The organism is Frigoribacterium sp. CFBP 8754 (genome assembly GCF_014841815.1).
Classification (GTDB): Bacteria; Actinomycetota; Actinomycetes; order Actinomycetales; family Microbacteriaceae; genus Frigoribacterium; species Frigoribacterium endophyticum.
This window is the reverse complement of the sequence record NZ_JACYUO010000001.1, coordinates 671820-688530: the sequence shown is the minus strand read 5'-3', so window position 1 is coordinate 688530 and position 16711 is coordinate 671820. Positions and strand designations below refer to the sequence as shown.

The following is a 16711-nucleotide window of genomic DNA, read 5'->3' as shown; positions in this document are numbered from 1 at the left end:
CCGATGGCGGACACCGCGTGTCCCCCGAACTGTCCCCCCACCAGCCGACTCCCAGGTGCGACGCCGCAGCCCCCGGGGCCTCCTCAGCGGTCCACGAATAGGATCGCGAGACACCAGACGGGCGCCCCGAGCGTCCGCCCGAGCCCCCCGGAGAGACCACCGTGACCGCTGATCGCCCCGAGCCTGCGGCCCTCTGCGTGTGCGGGCACGCCCTGGAGGCCCACGAGCACTACCGCGCCGGGACGGACTGTTCGCTCTGCCCGGCCGGCGCCTGCCGCCGCTGGCGACCCGCCCGGCGCTGACGGAGGGTCGCCCCCGTCCCCCGTTCTGATCCGAGGGCTTCTCATCTCATCACGCCCGTGAGTCCTCATCTAGGGGGACACGGTCGGCCCTGACGCCCCTCGGACGGGGGTCGCAGCGGCGCCGAAGGGGGCCGCTGGTCCCGCGGACGGGGGCCACCGTGCCCCCCGTTCTGGGGGATGCTCGAGACTGACGGCGGCGGGTCGGCTCACCCGCTCCTCGCCCGGCTCACCCCCCGCACGAGGGTCCCGGGCGCCCGGCGGACCGATCGAGGGGCCGTCAGCGCGACCGTCCGAGCGACCGCTCGCGGTCGGCGAGGCGGTCGGCCAGGACGAGCCGTCAGGGGCGACGGACGGCCAGGGCGCCTCGGGCGACGCGGTGCGGCGCGGCCTGCGCCACCGGCTTGACGGTGACGAGGTCGAGGTTGACGTGGCCCGGCAGCTCCATGGCGTGCACGATCGACTCGGCGACGTCGTCGGCCGTGAGCGGCCCGGGCACGTCGGCGTAGACGGCGTCGGCCCGCGCCAGGTCGCCGCCGAAGCGCACGAGCGAGAACTCCTCCGTCTGCACCATGCCCGGCGCGATCTCCACGACGCGGATGGGCTCCCCCGCCAGCTCGAGCCGCAGCACGGCCACGAGAGCGTGCTCGGCGAACTTCGACGCGTTGTAGCCGCCGCCGCCCTCGTACGCGACGTGGCCCGCGATCGAGGTGACGGTCACGACGTCGGCGACCCCCGCCTCCTCGGCGCCGTCGCGCAGCGCGGGCAGCAACGCCGCCGTGACGCGCTTGGTGCCGAGCACGTTGACGTCGAACATGCGCTGCCAGTCGTCGACCGAGCCCGCCTCGACGCTGTCGAGGCCGAACGCCCCACCGGCGTTGTTCACGAGGGCGTGCAGCGGCCCGGTCGCCTCGACGTGGGCGCGGAGCGCCGCGACGTCGTCGTCGCTGGTGACGTCGGCGCGGAACCAGGTCGCGCCCGTCTCGTCGGCGATCGCGCGGAGGCGGTCCTCCCGACGGGCGACCGCCAGCACGTCCCAGCCCCGGCCGCGCAGCAGGCGCACCGTGGCCTCCCCGATGCCCGAGCTCGCCCCGGTCACCACCACTCGTCCCGCCATGTGCGTCTCCTTCTCTGCCGTGCCCGCCGCCCACGGTCGCGGGACGGCGCCCTCCGACGCTACCGCCGCCCGTCGGGGCGCGCGCCGGCACCCGTTACGCCCCGTGTCCGGGCGGTCCCGGCGGGCGCGGCCCGTGTCGTACCGTGGCCCCACCGCGACCCGAGCAGCACCGACCGACGCAGGAGACCACCGTGACCGACCAGAGCGACTGGAAGTTCGAGACCCAGCAGATCCACGCCGGGGCGCGACCCGACCCGACCACGAACGCCCGGGCGACGCCCATCTACAAGACGACCTCGTACGTCTTCCGCGACTCGCAGCACGCCCAGGACCTCTTCGCCCTCGCCGAGAGCGGCAACATCTACTCGCGCATCATGAACCCCACCCACGACGTGGTGGAGCAGCGCATCGCGACCCTCGAGGGCGGCAGCGGCGCCCTCCTCGTGGCGTCGGGCCAGGCGGCGTCGACGTTCGCCGTGCTCAACATCGCCCAGGCGGGCGACCACATCGTGTCGTCGTCGTCGATCTACGGCGGCACCTACAACCTCTTCAAGTACACGCTCGCGAAGCTCGGCATCGAGACCACCTTCGTCGAGGACCAGGACGACGCCGACGAGTGGCGCCGGGCCGTCCGGCCGAACACGAAGCTCTTCTTCGCCGAGACGATCGGCAACCCGAAGATCAACATCCTCGACATCGAGCTCGTCGCCGAGGTGGCCCACGCCGAGGGCGTGCCGCTGATCGTCGACAACACGATCGCCACCCCCTACCTGATCCGCCCCTTCGAGCACGGCGCCGACGTCGTCGTGCACTCGGCCACGAAGTTCCTCGGCGGGCACGGCACCGTCATCGGCGGCTTCATCGTCGACGGCGGCACCTTCCGCTGGAGCGAGCACGCCGAGCGCTTCCCCGGCCTCACCGAGCCCGACCCGTCGTACCACGGCGCCGTCTACACGCAGGCGGTGGGCGACGAGCTGGCCTACGTGGTGAAGGCGCGCGTGCAGCTGCTCCGCGACCTCGGGTCGTCGAACGCCGCCGACAGCGCATTCGCCCTCATCCAGGGCATCGAGACGCTCAGCCTCCGCATCGAGCGCCACGTGCAGAACGCCCAGGAGATCGCCGAGTGGCTCGACTCCCGCGACGACGTCGCGGCCGTCTGGTACGCGGGCCTGCCGACGAGCCCCTGGTACGCGGCGGCCAACAAGTACGCGCCCCGGGGCGTCGGCGCCGTCCTCTCGTTCGAGCTCAAGGGCGGGGTCGACGCGGGCCGTGCGCTGGTCGACTCTCTGCAGCTGTTCAGCCACCTCGCCAACATCGGCGACGTGCGGAGCCTCGTCATCCACCCGGCGTCGACGACGCACTCGCAGCTGACCCCCGAGCAGCAGCTGACCACCGGAGTCACGCCGGGCCTCGTCCGGCTCTCCGTCGGCATCGAGTCGGTCGACGACCTCAAGGCCGACCTCGAGGCCGGCTTCGCGGCCGCGCGGCGGACGACGCAGGAGGCCCTGCGGTCGTCCTGACCCGCTGAGCCCCGCAGGGAGGCGCGGTGCCCGGGCCAGGGCACCGCGCCTCCCGCGCGTCCCCGCACCGCAGCCCCTCCCGGGCTCCCGACGTCACGAACGGGCGGCGCCCGCCGACCACCCCCATGATGGAGACGACATGGACTGGCAGAGCACATCAGAGGACACCGTCCCGTCGAGCATCGTCTCCGAGCGTCACCGCCTGGCGATGCTCGGCAAGCCGCCGGCCACCGGCGCGTGGCGCGACGGCGACGACCCCGGGCACCGCTCCCTCGTCACGCTCGGCGACCTCCCGCTCGAGAGCGGGGGCTCGCTCGCCCGGACGCGCATCGCGTACGAGACCTGGGGCGAGCTCGACGCCGACCGCGGCAACGCCGTGCTGCTGCTGCACGCGCTCACCGGCGACAGCCACGTGGTCGGGCCGGCCTCGACCGGCCACCCGACGGCCGGGTGGTGGAACGGCGTCGTGGGCCCCGGCCTCGCGATCGACACCGACCGCTGGTTCGTCGTCGCCCCGAACATGCTCGGCGGCTGCCAGGGCAGCACGGGCCCGTCGTCGTTCGCGCCCGACGCCGTCGAGTGGGGGTCGCGGTTCCCCCACCTGACGATCCGGGACCAGGTGGAGGCGCAGGTCGCGTTCTCCGACGCGCTGGGCGTCGAGCAGTGGGCCGCGGTCGTCGGCGGCTCGATGGGCGGCATGCACGCCCTGGAGTGGGGCGTCGGCCACCCCGACCGCCTCGAGCGCCTCGCCGTGCTCGCGGCGCCGCCGCTCGCCAGCGCCGACCAGATCGCTCTCAACACGGTGCAGGGCGAGGCCGTCAAGATGGACCCGGGCTGGCGCGACGGCGACTACCACGACGCCCCCGACGGCGAGGGCCCGTACCGCGGCCTCGCGCTCGCACGGCGCATGGCCCTGCTCAACTACCGTTCGCCCGACGAGCTCAACGCCCGCTTCGGCCGTGCCTGGCAGAGCGAGGTGAGCCCGCTCGGCGGGCCGGGCCGGTTCCAGGTCGAGAGCTACCTCGACTTCCACGGCAACAAGTTCACGCGACGCTTCGACGCCGGCAGCTACGTGACGCTGCTGGGCGCGATGAACTCGCACGACGTCGGCCGGGGGCGGGGCGGCGTCGAGGCGGCCCTGGCCCGGGTCTCGGCGCGGGCGCTCGTGCTCGGGATCGACAGCGACCGCCTCTTCCCGGTGGCGGACCAGCGGACCATCGCGCGCCTCCTGCCCCACGGCCTCGACGGCGGCGACGCGGCCGTGATCTCGAGCGAGTTCGGCCACGACGGCTTCCTCATCGAGAACGCGGCGGTCGGGGGGCACCTGCGGCGCCTGCTCGAGACCTGAATCGGGCTCGTCCCTCGGCGCGTCGCGCGCGCTACCACCCCCACGGGTGGTCCGGGTGTGAAAACATGGTGAGGTCGCTGTCACCCGGCAGGCCTCCACGACACCAGCAGTCCGACTCGGGATCAACATGGACATCTTCGCCCAGGAGCGCGACCGGCTGCTGAGCAGCACGGCGCGCACCCTCGGCATCGCCTGCGCGGCCGTCAGCCTCCTCGCGCTCGCGTACCCCGGGGTGGCCGAGCCCCTGCACCTCGCGGCGGTCGTGCCCCTCGTGCTCGTGCTCATCGTGGCCCTCGCGATCGTCGGTCGCTCGGGCGGCCACGCGCGGGCGTGGGTCGTGGTGGGGCTCGCCGCGGGCATCGCGGCGACCGTCGTCGCCCTCCTCCCCGCCACCGGCGAGCCGAGCCCGGGCATCGCCACCGCCGTCGTGCCGCTCGCGGGGGGCGCGACCGCCTCGTTCACGATCGTGCTGTCGTCGAGCCGGCTGCGGGTCGTCACGGCGTCGGTCGCGTTCGTCGTCGCCGTCACCCTCGTCGCGCTGGCCACGGGCTCGCTCTTCACCTTCCCCGTCGCGGCCGTCGTGCTCGGCTGGGCGCTGGTCTTCGTCGCCGGCATCTGGCTCGGGCGCAGCGTTCCCCTCGCCGCGCGGCGCATCTACAGCATCGGCAACGCCCACCGGGCGGAGCGTCAGGCGAGCGAGACGGAGGCCCAGCGCCGGCAGGGCGCGCGCCTCCTGCACGACACCGTGCTCGCCACCCTGACGCTCCTGGCGCACTCGGGCGTCGGGGTCACGGCCCAGGCCCTCCAGGCGCAGGCCGCGGAGGACGCCCGGCTGCTCCGCCACCTCCGGCTCGGCGGCACGCCCCAGCCGCAGGCCTCCGGCGAGTACTCGCTCGAGACCGTCGAGGAGGCGCCCCTCGGCCAGACCCTCGAGTCGGTGAAGCAGCGCTTCGGCCGCATGGGCCTCGAGGTCAGCTGGCACGGCACCGGCCAGGTGCTGCTGCCGACCCACGTGCTCGACGCCTTCCTTCTCGCCCTCGCCGAGTGCCTGGAGAACGTCCGACGGCACGCGGGCGTCACCGAGGCGCACGTCACGATCATCCACGACGACGACATGGTGCGGGCCATGGTCACCGACGCCGGCGTCGGCTTCGACCTGGAGGGCATCTCGGAGGAGCGGCTCGGCTTCAAGGAGTCGGTGGTCGGCCGCCTGCACGAGGTCGGCGGCAGCGCCCGGCTCTTCTCCTCGCCCGGCTCGGGCACCACCGTCGTCCTGGAGGCACCGCGATGAGCATCGACGAGAACACCCTCGGCGTCGTGCGGGGCCGTCGTGCGGCGCGCGGCCTGCCGATCAGCTCGACCGGCGCGCGCTCCCTCCGTCAGGCGCGCGCGGCCGGGGCCACGCTCGGCACCGGCTACCTCGGCCTCGGCGCCGCGGTCATCGCGGGCCTCCAGGCCGTCTACGGCCTGGTCTTCTTCCTCAGCCACCTCGCCGACTACCCCTCCGTGGCCCCGGCCCTCGTGGCGTGGCTCCTCTACATCGCGACGTTCGTCGGCACGGCGGCCCTGGTCACGATCCGGGGCGAGCGCCTGACGGGCTCCGTCTTCGCCGTCATCGGCGGCGTGCTCGTCGTCGTCGTGGCGCTCGACTTCATCGCCATCGCCCCGCTCCACGACGTCGGCGCGTTCGCCACCGCCTCCGTGGCCGTCGGGTTCGGGCTGCTGCCGATCGTGACGCTCCGGCCGGCCCGCGAGATCGTCGTCGCCAGCGGCGTCCTGCTCGTGGCCTTCGTCGTCATGGTGCTGGTGACCACGCCGCTGACGTCCGACACCGTGCCCCAGCAGCTCTCCGTGATCGCCCTGGCCGTCCTGCCCTCGGCCGTGGCGACCTCGATCGTGCAGCGGTTCCGGCGGATGGTGCAGGTCGAGCTCGACCGCGTGCTCGTGCAGAGCAACGTCACGCAGCCCCGCTTCGCCGTCGGCATGCTGGCGAGCGACGAGCTCGCGCGGCTCGACCTCGCCGCCGAGAAGCTGCTCGACGGGGTCGCCGGCGGCGACGTGCCCCTCCCCCTCGCGCCGAAGGTCGCGTCGCAGGCCGCCTCGCTCGCGACCGAGCTCCGCCTGCACCTCATCGAGGGGCGGCGCGAGACCTGGCTCCACCACGCGGTCACCGAGTCCGAGTACCTGGGCCGGTCCGTCACGCTCGTCGACCCGTCGTCGCTCGCGGGCCTGCTCGCTCCCCCGCAGCGCGACGGCCTCCTCCAGGCGGTCTGGCTCCTGCTCGGCGACTCGAAGAGCCGCACCCCCGGCACGACCATCACCCTGACCCTCGGCCCGGTCACGGCGTCGACCAAGTCCATCGCGTCGCTCGCCGGGCGCAGCGTCGACGTGCCGGTCGTGCTGACGACGACCGGCATCCGGCGCAACCGCGTGACCCCCGCGACCTGGAACGCCCTCGAGCGGGTCGGCGAGTACACCGCCTCGACCCACGAGCAGAGCGTCATGATCAAGCTGCACTGCATCGTCGACAACCCCGCCGAGTCGTGACAGCCCGTTCCGTCCCTCCGTCTAGTCTGAACACCACGTCCTGAGAAAGAAGGCACCCGTGACGAACCCCGACGACCGCATCCGTCTGGCCCTGGTCGACGACCACAAGATGCTGCTCGGAGCCCTGAGCGAGTGGATCCGAGGTGCCGCCAGCGACATCTCGATGGTGGCGGCCGTGGCCTCCTGGCCCGAGCTCCTGACGCACCCCGAGTTCCCCGTCGACGTCGTGCTCCTCGACCTCGACCTGAAGGACAACATCCCGATCTCGCTGAAGATCAACACGCTCAAGACCACGGGCGTCAAGACCGTGCTGATGAGCACGTACTCCGAGCCCAACGTCGTGCGCGAGGCCCTCGCGGCCGGTGCGCTCGGCTACCTCGTCAAGAGCGAGGACGCCGACATGATCGTCGAGGCCATCCGCGCCGCGGCGAAGGGCGAGTCGTACATCTCGGCCGAGCTCGACCTCGCCCTCAACGCGGCCGAGATCGGCGGCGTGCCCAAGCTCAGCGCCCAGGAGCGCCGCGTCATGGCGCTCTACGGCGGCGGCGAGCCCGTCAAGGCCGTCGCGTACCAGCTCGGCATCAGCGAAGAGACGGCGAAGAGCTACCTCAAGCGCATCCGTGAGAAGTACCGCGTCGCGGGCTACGACGTCGGCACGAAGGTCGCGCTGCGGAAGCGCGCCCTCCAGGACGGCATCCTCATCGACACCCCGGCGCAGACGAGCTTCTAGCCCTCAGCACCGCGAACGGCCCGGCTCCCCTCGAGGGGTGCCGGGCCGTTCGACGTCGTGAGGGCCCGCGCCGCTAGCGCTGCCCGATGAACACGGAGCCCGTGTCGGTGTCCTCCTTGTGGTCCGCCTCGCGGGCGGCGGCGCAGAGCGCCGCCTGGCGAGCGTCGCCCGTCTTCTGGAGGCGGAAGCTGACGACCGTCAGGACGACCCCGGCCAGGGCCAGCGCGACTCCCACCCAGCCCGGTGCGGCGAACCCGAACCCGGCCGCGATGACGGCCCCGCCGAGGTAGGCCCCGGCGCTGTTGCCGAGGTTCATCGACGAGTGGTTCAGGGCGGCGCCGATCACCTGGCTCTCGCCGGCGACCTCCATCAGGCGCGACTGGACCGACGGGCCGATCATCGAGCTGACCAGGCCGAGCAGGAAGGTCGTGGCGAAGATGCCGACGAGGCTGTCGACGAGCAGCGCGTAGGCGACGAGCGCGGCGATGAGGCCCACGAAGCCGACGGTGAGGGCCGCCTTGAGGTTCTTGTCGGCGGCCCAGCCGCCGATCACGTTGCCGATCGTCATGCCGACGCCGACGCCGACGAGCACCCACGGAACGACGCCCTCGTCGACCCCGACCCCCTCGGTGACCGCGTTGGCGATGTAGCTGTAGACGGCGAAGAAGCCGCCGAAGCCGATCGCGCCCACGCCCATCACGAGCCAGACCTGCGGCTTGCGGAACGCGCTGAGCTCACGGCGCATCGACGCGGACGAGTCGCCCTCCATGCGCGGCACGGCGAAGGCCACCGCGACGAAGGTCAGCGCGAAGATCGCGGCGACGGCGAGGTAGGCCGTGCGCCAGCCCTGCGCCTGGCCGAGGGCCGTGATCGTCGGCACGCCCACGACGTTGGCGATCGTCAGGCCGCTGAGCACGAGGGCCACGCCCTTGCCGCGGTTGCCCGGCCCCATGATCGTGGCGGCCACGATGGAGGCGATGCCGAAGTAGGCGCCGTGGGGCAGCCCGGCGAAGAAGCGCGCGGCGAGCACCCAGCCGAACGACGGCAGCACGGCCGACAGCACGGTGCCGACGACGAACAGCGCGAGCAGCCCCATCAACAGCTTCTTCTTGGGCAGGTGCGACGACATCGCGGCGATGGTCGGGGCACCGACGACGACGCCGAGGGCGTAGGCGCTGACGAGCCAGCCGGCGCGGGCGATGCCCGCGTCGGACGACTGCGCGTACAGGTCGGGCAGGAGGTCCTGCGCGATGTTCGGCAGCAGGCCCATGGCGACGAACTCGGTCGAGCCGATCCCGAAGCCGCCGAGCGCGAGGGCGATCAGGGCGAACGTCTTGCGACGGGTGGAGAGGGTGGTCACGGGCGGCTGCCTTCGCTGGGTCGGAGGTGTCGGGCTGAGGGGGCCCAGGGCTCTCCGTCGAGCGAGCTGGGGGCGTCGGCGGGGGCTACGTCGTGCCTCCGGCCTGACCGTGTCGGTTCGAATCGATTCGACCTGACCCTCGATGGTACGCCCTGGGGAGGCGCGGGCGCAGCCCCCGGGGCGGCCCGATCAGCGGCCGCCGGTGCCCCGGCCGGGGCCCGTGTCGGACTTCGCCGCGCGGTACCAGGCGGGCAGGAGGACGGCGGGCAGCCAGAAGGCGGCCACGATCCCGACGACGCAGATGCACAGGCCCACCTGCTGGAGGACGTCGGCGACGGGCTCCGCGCGCGCCCAGAGGAGGCTGCCGGCGCCCACCATCGCCACGCCCGTGCCGGCCCACGCGACGCCGAACGGCCAGTGCAGCACCGTGGAGTCCGACCAGCGGCGCCAGGCGCCCGTGTAGGCGAGCAGCCCCGGGACGACCAGGAGCGCCCCGACGACGACCAGGGTCAGGGCTCAGCCCTGCTCGCCGAGGGCGGCCTCGAGGCGCTCGACCTTGCCGGTCAGCTCACCGGTTCGGCCGGGGCGGACGTCGGCCTTGAGCACGAGCGAGACGCGGGTGCCGAAGCGGCCCACCGCCTCCGTGGCGTCCTTGACGACGGCCATGACCTCGTCCCACTCGCCCTCGATCTCGGTGAACATCGAGGAGGTGCGGTTCGGCAGGCCCGACGCCCGGACGACCGCCACGGCCGCGGCGACGGCGTCGTGGACGGAGTCGCCGTGCGCCTCCGGGTCGAGGTGGCCGGCGGGGGCACCGCCGCTGGGCGAGACGGAGAAGGCGACGATCATGCGCCCATCCTGCCCCGCCCTGCCGTCGCCGTCCTGCCGAGTCGCCACAGCTGGGCCGCGGCGAGCGCGAGCAGCCCCACCTCGGCGACCCCGCGCAGGGTCGCCACGAGCACGATCCAGGGCTCGGCGGCGAGGAGTGAGTCGTAGCACCACGGGTAGATCACCTGGGTCAGGCCCGCGACGACGAGGCTGAGCGCTGCCGGCACGACGAACGAGGGCCCGCCCCGGCGCTGCAGCACGAGCCCGACCACGACGGGCACGGCCAGCCACGAGACGAACTGCGGCGAGCCCACCTTGTTGGTGACGATCAGGGCCGTGACCAGCCCGAGCGAGAGGGGCGCGAGGAGGCGCTCGGCCGACGCCCCGGAGCGCACGGCCCGCAGCCCCAGCAGCACCACGGCGATCACGACCAGCGCCATGACGACGGTCGTCGCCTGGGCGGCGAGCGCGACGCCCGGCCCGGCGACCTGGAAGGTCAGGATGTCGCGGTCGTAGTAGACGGTCGTGTCGGCGGCCCCGGAGGCCGCCCGCCACAGCCACGGCACCGCGGTGAGCGACTCGACCTGGAGGCCCCTGCCCGCCTGCTGCCCGACGAAGCCGAGCACGGTCGCGCCGCTGCCGAGCACGAGCGAGATCGCGACGATGACGACGCTCGTCGTCACCGCCGCGGTGAGCACGTCACGGCGGCGGCGCACGGCGATCAGCGCGGCGACGACGAGGGCCGCCGGCCAGACCTTGACCCAGGCGGCGACGGTGAGCAGGGCGGCGGCCAGCGTGGGGCGCGCGGTGAGCAGGAGCAGGCCGACCAGGGCGAGGGCGACCGTGACGGCGTCGATGCGCCCCACGGCGATGGGCCCCAGCACGACGAGGAACGCCAGCCACCACCACGCGGCGGCGAGCTCGCGGCGGCCGCCGCGGGTCAGGACGGCGAGCGCGGCGGCGTCGAGCAGCAGGACGATCGTGAGCCACGCCGTGCCGTAGTGCTCGGGGCCGCCCACGCGGGCCAGCAGCATGGGAACGGCCGCCAGGATCGGGTACACCCACGGCCGGTCGATGCCGACCCAGTCCCCCGCGCCGACGCCGCGCTGCATCCAGGTCGAGTAGACGCTGAGCACGTCGCCCATCGGCTGGTTCGGGCCGGTCAGCGCCGCGTGCCCGAGCCAGAGGTGCACGAGCACGACGGCGACGCCGAGCAGCACGGGCGACGCGGCGACCCGGCGCGCGGCCCCCGCGGCGACCCGGCCCGAGGCCACGGGGGCAGCGGACGCCGCCGACCCGGTCGGGAGGGGCACGCTCCCCGTGTCGGCGCGTCCGGACGAGGGAGGCGCGGCGCGGGTCATGCGCACAGGCTAGCCGCCCGTCACGGGGCGTCTCCGAGGCGTCGTCCGTCGGTCGCCGCCGGTACTCTCGTCCCATGCGCCTCACCCGACTCCGTCGAGCCTCCGCCGTCGCGACCGCCCTCGTGGCCGTCGGCCTCCTCACCGCCTGCTCGGGCGCCTCCGGCGGGTCGGGCGACGCCTCCGGCGGGGGCGTCGGCCTCGTGACGGAGGGCAAGCTCACGGTCGCCACCGGCGAGCCCGCGTACAGCCCCTGGGTCGAGGGCGACGACCCGACGACGGGCGAGGGCTACGAGTCGGCCGTGGCCTACGCCGTCGCCGAGCAGCTCGGCTACGACGACTCCGACGTGGTCTGGGTGCGCACCACCTTCGACGAGGCCATCGCGCCCGGCCCGAAGACGTACGACCTGAACCTGCAGCAGTTCTCGATCACCGACCAGCGGAAGAAGGCCGTCGACTTCTCGTCGCCGTACTACGAGACCCGCCAGGCCGTCGTCACGCTGCCCGGCACGGCCGCCGCCGACGCGACGAGCGTCGCCGACCTGAAGGGCCTCGCGATCGGCGCCCAGAGCGCGACCACGAGCTTCACGGCCGCCGAGACCGCCATCGACCCCGACGGCGGCGTGCAGGCCTACAACTCCAACGACGACGCCAAGGCGGCGCTCGAGTCGGGCCAGGTCGACGCCATCGTGCTCGACGTGCCCACCGCCACGTACTTCGTCGAGGGCGGCGTCGTCCTCGGCCAGCTGCCCGCCGCCGAGGGCGCGAGCGACGAGCTGGGCATCGTCCTGCCGCTCGGCAGCGACCTGACCTCCGACGTCACCGCCGCCGTCGACGCGCTGCGGGCCGACGGCACCCTCGACGAGCTGCAGCAGCAGTGGCTCGCCGACTACGACGTGCCGGAGCTCTCGTAGCGCCGGCACCGGTCGCCGCCGGCACGGGCCCCGCGGCCGGCGGCCCGGCCCCCGCCCCGGTCAGCGACCTCGAGCTCGGGCGGCGCGCGTACCGCCGCCGGCAGTCGACCCGCTCGGTCGTGGTCGCGGCGATCAGCACCGTGGTCTTCGCGGCCCTCGCCTGGTGGGCGGTGACGAGCACGCCCGGCTGGGAGCGCGTGCGCTTCAGCTTCTTCGACGGCGAGTCGCTCGTCGCCGCCTGGCCCCGGGTGCTCGAGGGCCTCTGGCTCAATGTCCGGGTGCTCGTCGTGGCGGCCCTCGGCGTCGCGGTGCTGAGCACCGTGCTGTCGGCCCTCCGCACCCTGCGCGGCCCGGTCTTCTTCCCCGTCCGGGCGCTCGTGCGCGGCTACACCGACCTGTTCCGCGGGCTGCCGCTCATCATCGTGCTCTACCTCGTCGGCTTCGGCGTGCCCGGCCTCGGTCTCGGCATCCCCCGCCTCCCCGCCGAGTTCTGGGGCACCATCGCGCTGATCCTCACCTACTCGGCCTACGTCTCCGAGGTCGTGCGGGCCGGCATCGACGCCGTCCACCCGTCGCAGCGGCTCGCCGCCCGGTCGCTCGGCCTCAGCCACGCGAAGACCCTGCGCCTCGTCGTCTTCCCCCAGGCGCTCCGCAAGGTCACCCCGGCCCTGATGAACGACCTCGTCTCGATGCAGAAAGACGTCGGGCTCATCTCCGTGCTCGGCGCCGTCGACGCCGTCCGCGCCGCGCAGATCGAGACGGCGACCGCCGCCAACTTCACGCCCTACGTCCTGGCCGGCCTGCTGTTCGTCGCGCTGGCGCTGCCGACCCTCTGGCTCACCGACTGGCTGTCGGCGCGCCTCCGCCGCCGCGAGCAGGCCGGGAGCGTCGTGTGAGCGCCCCCGTCACGCCCGCCGGAGGCGCGGTGCCGGCCGCCGGGGCCGCCCCCGTCCTGCGCCTCGAGGGGGTCCGCAAGGCGTTCGGCGACACGACGGTGCTCGACGGCATCGACCTCGACGTGGCCCGCGACGAGGTCGTGGCCCTGATCGGCGCCAGCGGCTCGGGCAAGTCCACGCTGCTGCGGACGGTCAACCTGCTCGAGACGATCGACGACGGGCGCATCACCCTCGACGGCACCGACATCAGCGACCCGCGGGTGCGCGTCGACGCCGTCCGGGCCCGCATCGGCGTCGTCTTCCAGCACTTCAACCTCTTCCCCCACATGACCGTGCTCGAGAACGTCTCGCTCGCGAGCCGGCACGTGCTGCGCCAGCCCCGCCGCGAGGCGGAGCAGCGCGCCGTCGAGCTGCTCGAGCGCGTCGGCCTCGGCGACAAGGCGCGCTCGTACCCCGACCGGCTCTCCGGCGGGCAGCAGCAGCGCGTCGCGATCGCGCGGGCCCTCGCCCCGAGACCCGCCGTGCTGCTGCTCGACGAGATCACGAGCGCCCTCGACCCCGAGCTGGTGGGCGAGGTGCTCGACCTCGTCCGCACGCTCAAGGAGGTCGGCACGACCATCCTCATGGCGACGCACGAGATGGCGTTCGCGCGCGACGTCGCCGACCGCGTCGTCTTCCTCGACGCGGGCCGCATCGCCGAGCAGGGGCCGCCTGCCCAGCTCTTCACGGCGCCGCGCACCGAGCGCGCCCGCGACTTCCTCGCCCGCTTCACGGCCTGACCTCCCAGGTGCCGCCGAGGGCGGCCCGACATCATCGTCGGAGCCCCCCGTGAGCCGACCCGTGCCGAGCCGACCCCAGGAGACACCATGAAGAAGTCCACGAAGACCGCCCTCGCCGTCACCGCCGTCGTCGTGGTGGGCCTCGGCGTCACCGCCGCCGTGGCCGGCCCCGCGTTCTACCGCGACGTGATCGTCGGCGAGCCCGACGCCGCGCCCACCGTCAGCGTGACCCCCGGCGCCACGACCGTCGACGTGAGCCAGGCCTCCGGCGACTGGTCGATCGGCGACGGCAGCAGCGCGGGCTACCGCGTCGACGAGGTGCTGAACGGCACCGACGTCACCGTGGTCGGCTCGACCGACGAGGTCACGGGCACCGTGACGGTCGACGGCACGACGATCACGGCGGCGACCGTCACGGTCGACGTCGCGAGCATCGCCACCGACAGCGCGAACCGCGACGGGTACTTCCGCGACGACGCGATGGAGGCCGGCACCTACCCGACGGCGACCTTCACCCTCACGCAGCCGATCGACGCCGCCGTGCCCGCCGACGGCGAGGTCGCCAGCGTCGAGGCCACCGGCGACCTCACCATGCACGGCGTGACGCAGAGCGTCACCGTCGACCTCCAGGCGGCCCTCTCGGGCGACGGGGTCCAGGTGAGCGGGTCGGTCCCGGTGACCTTCTCCGACTACGGCGTCGACGCCCCGAGCTTCGGCTTCGTCCAGGTGGAGGACGCCGGCTCGGTCGAGTTCCTGGTCGCGGCGACCCCCGCCGGCTAGCTCCCCCGCCGACGGGGCCGCAGCCCCCGGCTAGCGCCCCGGGACCAGCTCGGCGATGGTCGCCGGCAGGGCGTGCACCAGCCCCAGCACGGTGAGCGGCCCGCCCGCGCTCGCCCGCGACGCCGCGAGGCCGTGCACGACCGCCGCCGTCGCCGCCAGCCGGGCCAGCGCCTCCGCGTCGTCGGCGACCTCGTCGGCGTGGGTGGCGACGAGGGCCCCCAGCACGCCGCCGAGCGCGTCACCGGCCCCCGCCGTCGCGAGCCACGACGGAGCACTGGCGGCGACCAGGCGCGTGCCGCCGGGCGAGGCGACGTAGGTGCGGTGCCCCTTGACGAGCACCGTGCAGCCCCAGGTCTCCGCCGCCCGCGCGGCGGCTCCGGCGGGGTCGGCCGCGACCTCGTCGACCTCCTGCCCCGACGCCGTCGCCAGCTCGCGGAAGTGCGGGGTGAGGACGACGGGCCCCGTGGCCCGCTCCCGCAGCGACAGCGCGCCCGCGTCGAGCACGAGCGGCAGCCCCGAGGAGGCGGCGGTGCGGAAGCCCTCCTCCGTCTCGTCGTCGAGGTGGTCGCCGTCCACCCCCGACCCGAGCAGCCACGCCTGCACGCGGCCGATGCCCGTCACGGCCTCGGGCCGCCGGTGCAGCACGAAGTCGGCGGCGCGGCGGGGCCCGACGTAGCGGAGCATCCCCACCCCGGTGTGCAGGGCGGCCTCGACGCCGAGCACGGCGGCCCCCGGGTACGACGACGACCCGGTCACGACGCCGAGCACCCCGCGGCTGTACTTGTCGTCGTCGGGGCGGGGCACCGCGATCTCGCCCGCGGCGTCGGAGGGGGTCCAGTCGGTGAAGTCGGTGGAGTCGGTGAAGTCGGTCACCCCTCGACGCTAGACCGGGTCTCCCCCGCCACGCCCGGGCGGGCGGCCCGGGGAACACGGCGGGCGGGCGCCGCGTTGGCGACCGCGGGACGATCGAGGTCGTCCCCCTCCGACCTGAAAGGCGATGACATCCCCGTGACGTCCGACACCAGCGTGACCACCGACTCCCCCCGCACGGCCCCGGCCGACGGCGCCCCCGGCCTGTTCGACCCCATCACCCTGCGCGGCACGACCTTCCGCAACCGGCTCTGGGTGGCGCCGATGTGCCAGTACAGCGTCGACCGTGAGGACGGCGTGCCCACCGACTGGCACCTCGTGCACCTCGGCGCGCTCGCCCGGGGAGGCGCGGGTGCGGTCATCAGCGAGGCCACCGCGGTCGTGCCCGAGGGCCGCATCTCGCCCCAGGACACCGGCCTCTGGAACGACGAGCAGGTCGAGGCCTGGAAGCCCGTGACGGCGTTCGTCAAGGGCCAGGGCTCGGTGCCCGGCGTCCAGCTCGCGCACGCGGGCCGCAAGGCGTCGACCTTCCGCCCCTGGAGCGACGTGCAGGGCACGGTGCCCGCGAGCGAGGGCGGCTGGCCGACGGTCGCGCCCTCGGCGGTCGCCTTCGAGGGCTACGACGAGCCGCGCGAGCTGACGCACGACGAGGTCGTCGGCCTCGTCGAGGCGTTCCGCAGCGCCGCCCGCCGCTCGGTCGAGGCCGGCTTCGAGCTGATCGAGCTGCACGCGGCGCACGGCTACCTGCTGCACCAGTTCCTCTCGCCGCTGAGCAACCAGCGCACCGACGAGTTCGGCGGGTCGCTCGAGAACCGCGCGCGCCTCCTGCTCGACGTGGTCCGCGCCGTGCGGGCCGAGGTCGGCGACGGCTACCCGCTGCTCGTGCGCTTCAGCGCCACCGACTGGGCCGAGGGCGGCTGGGACGAGGACGACACCGCGACCGTCGCCGCGTGGTCGCGCGATGCCGGGGCCGACTTCTTCGACATCTCGACCGGCGGCCTCGTCGCCGGCGTGAGCATCCCCGTGGGCCTCGGCTACCAGGTGCGGTTCGCCGAGCACGTCCGTCGGCAGGCCGACGTCGAGACCGGCGCGGTGGGCCTCATCGTCTCCGCCCGCCAGGCCGACGAGGTCATCTCCTCGGGCCAGGCCGACGTCGTGCTGATGGCCCGCGAGTTCCTCCGCGACCCGCACTTCCCCCTCCGGGCCGCCGCCGAGCTGGGCGTCGAGCTCGACTACGTGCCGGCGCAGTACCAGCGCGCGCCGTTCCGGGTGAGCTGACCCCGGCAACCGCTCCGCGCCTCCGGCACCGGACGACGACGGCCGCCTCGATCTCTCGATCGGGGCGGCCGTCGTCGTGCACCGGGC

At 74.2% G+C, this 16711-nt stretch carries 16 protein-coding genes; 10 read left to right on the top strand and 6 right to left on the bottom strand.

The window, feature by feature from the left end:
* Positions 1-639: 639 nt before the first annotated feature.
* The gene (locus IFT72_RS03160; RefSeq protein WP_192045543.1) at positions 640-1416 is read right to left on the bottom strand and encodes an SDR family oxidoreductase; all 777 of its coding nucleotides are present in this window, start codon (positions 1414-1416) and stop codon (positions 640-642) included.
* 191 nt (positions 1417-1607) lie between these two features.
* On the opposite strand from IFT72_RS03160, the gene IFT72_RS03155 reads away from it, so the two are divergent.
* The 5 genes from IFT72_RS03155 (at position 1608) to IFT72_RS03135 (ending at position 7561) form a co-directional block, all read left to right on the top strand.
* On the top strand, positions 1608-2936 hold the full coding sequence (locus tag IFT72_RS03155; RefSeq protein WP_185232185.1) for a bifunctional o-acetylhomoserine/o-acetylserine sulfhydrylase: 1329 nt from the start codon (positions 1608-1610) through the stop codon (positions 2934-2936).
* 139 nt (positions 2937-3075) lie between these two features.
* Positions 3076-4284: a homoserine O-acetyltransferase gene (locus IFT72_RS03150; RefSeq protein ID WP_192045542.1), complete on the top strand. Its 1209-nt coding sequence runs from the start codon at positions 3076-3078 to the stop codon at positions 4282-4284.
* A gap of 127 nt (positions 4285-4411) precedes the next feature.
* Positions 4412-5575, top strand: coding sequence for a sensor histidine kinase (locus IFT72_RS03145; protein WP_056053795.1), 1164 nt, complete (start codon positions 4412-4414; stop codon positions 5573-5575).
* Positions 5572-6831 carry a hypothetical protein gene (locus tag IFT72_RS03140; protein WP_056053792.1) on the top strand — a complete coding sequence of 420 codons (1260 nt, stop codon included), beginning with the start codon at positions 5572-5574 and terminating at the stop codon, positions 6829-6831. Before IFT72_RS03145 ends, IFT72_RS03140 begins: the two co-directional genes overlap by 4 nt.
* A 58-nt stretch (positions 6832-6889) precedes the next feature.
* The gene (locus tag IFT72_RS03135; protein ID WP_056053789.1) at positions 6890-7561 is read left to right on the top strand and encodes a response regulator transcription factor; all 672 of its coding nucleotides are present in this window, start codon (positions 6890-6892) and stop codon (positions 7559-7561) included.
* A 73-nt stretch (positions 7562-7634) separates the two neighbouring features.
* On the opposite strand, the gene IFT72_RS03130 is transcribed toward IFT72_RS03135, so the two are convergent.
* From IFT72_RS03130 to IFT72_RS03115, 4 genes are all read right to left on the bottom strand, one after another.
* The gene (locus IFT72_RS03130; protein WP_056053785.1) at positions 7635-8921 is read right to left on the bottom strand and encodes an MFS transporter; all 1287 of its coding nucleotides are present in this window, start codon (positions 8919-8921) and stop codon (positions 7635-7637) included.
* A gap of 189 nt (positions 8922-9110) precedes the next feature.
* Positions 9111-9347, bottom strand: coding sequence for a hypothetical protein (locus tag IFT72_RS03125; protein ID WP_192045541.1), 237 nt, complete (start codon positions 9345-9347; stop codon positions 9111-9113).
* Positions 9348-9437: 90 nt separating this feature from the next.
* Entirely contained in the window at positions 9438-9770 is a 333-nt protein-coding gene (locus tag IFT72_RS03120; protein WP_192045540.1) for a thiamine-binding protein, read from the bottom strand.
* Positions 9767-11110 carry a glycosyltransferase 87 family protein gene (locus tag IFT72_RS03115; RefSeq protein WP_244634141.1) on the bottom strand — a complete coding sequence of 448 codons (1344 nt, stop codon included), beginning with the start codon at positions 11108-11110 and terminating at the stop codon, positions 9767-9769. Before IFT72_RS03115 ends, IFT72_RS03120 begins: the two co-directional genes overlap by 4 nt.
* A 74-nt stretch (positions 11111-11184) precedes the next feature.
* Between IFT72_RS03115 and IFT72_RS03110 the strand changes: the two genes are divergently transcribed.
* From IFT72_RS03110 to IFT72_RS03095, 4 genes are all read left to right on the top strand, one after another.
* Positions 11185-12021 (top strand): ABC transporter substrate-binding protein, encoded by an 837-nt coding sequence (locus IFT72_RS03110; RefSeq protein WP_056053774.1) that lies wholly within the window; start codon positions 11185-11187, stop codon positions 12019-12021.
* Positions 11985-12917 (top strand): ABC transporter permease subunit, encoded by a 933-nt coding sequence (locus IFT72_RS03105; RefSeq protein WP_192045539.1) that lies wholly within the window; start codon positions 11985-11987, stop codon positions 12915-12917. The genes IFT72_RS03110 and IFT72_RS03105 overlap by 37 nt, the downstream gene beginning before the upstream one ends.
* A complete protein-coding gene (locus IFT72_RS03100; RefSeq protein ID WP_371741151.1) occupies positions 12914-13696 on the top strand; it encodes an amino acid ABC transporter ATP-binding protein in 783 nt (260 codons plus the stop codon). The genes IFT72_RS03105 and IFT72_RS03100 overlap by 4 nt, the downstream gene beginning before the upstream one ends.
* An 87-nt stretch (positions 13697-13783) precedes the next feature.
* Positions 13784-14476: a YceI family protein gene (locus IFT72_RS03095; RefSeq protein WP_192045538.1), complete on the top strand. Its 693-nt coding sequence runs from the start codon at positions 13784-13786 to the stop codon at positions 14474-14476.
* A 30-nt stretch (positions 14477-14506) separates the two neighbouring features.
* Here the strand turns inward: IFT72_RS03095 and IFT72_RS03090 are convergent, their stop codons facing one another.
* A complete protein-coding gene (locus IFT72_RS03090; protein WP_192045537.1) occupies positions 14507-15349 on the bottom strand; it encodes an NAD(P)H-hydrate dehydratase in 843 nt (280 codons plus the stop codon).
* A 201-nt stretch (positions 15350-15550) separates the two neighbouring features.
* On the opposite strand from IFT72_RS03090, the gene IFT72_RS03085 reads away from it, so the two are divergent.
* A complete protein-coding gene (locus IFT72_RS03085) occupies positions 15551-16624 on the top strand; it encodes an NADH:flavin oxidoreductase/NADH oxidase (RefSeq protein ID WP_192045878.1) in 1074 nt (357 codons plus the stop codon).
* Positions 16625-16711: the final 87 nt, after the last annotated feature.

Bases quoted from the DNA above. Each gene is read 5' to 3' on its own strand.
- IFT72_RS03160 (WP_192045543.1), bottom strand. From the start codon at position 1,416: ATGGCGGGACGAGTGGTGGTGACCGGGGCGAGCTCGGGCATCGGGGAG.
- IFT72_RS03150 (WP_192045542.1), top strand. From the start codon at position 3,076: ATGGACTGGCAGAGCACATCAGAGGACACCGTCCCGTCGAGCATCGTC.
- IFT72_RS03145 (WP_056053795.1), top strand. From the start codon at position 4,412: ATGGACATCTTCGCCCAGGAGCGCGACCGGCTGCTGAGCAGCACGGCG.
- IFT72_RS03140 (WP_056053792.1), top strand. From the start codon at position 5,572: ATGAGCATCGACGAGAACACCCTCGGCGTCGTGCGGGGCCGTCGTGCG.
- IFT72_RS03120 (WP_192045540.1), bottom strand. From the start codon at position 9,770: ATGATCGTCGCCTTCTCCGTCTCGCCCAGCGGCGGTGCCCCCGCCGGC.
- IFT72_RS03115 (WP_244634141.1), bottom strand. From the start codon at position 11,110: ATGACCCGCGCCGCGCCTCCCTCGTCCGGACGCGCCGACACGGGGAGC.
- IFT72_RS03110 (WP_056053774.1), top strand. From the start codon at position 11,185: ATGCGCCTCACCCGACTCCGTCGAGCCTCCGCCGTCGCGACCGCCCTC.
- IFT72_RS03095 (WP_192045538.1), top strand. From the start codon at position 13,784: ATGAAGAAGTCCACGAAGACCGCCCTCGCCGTCACCGCCGTCGTCGTG.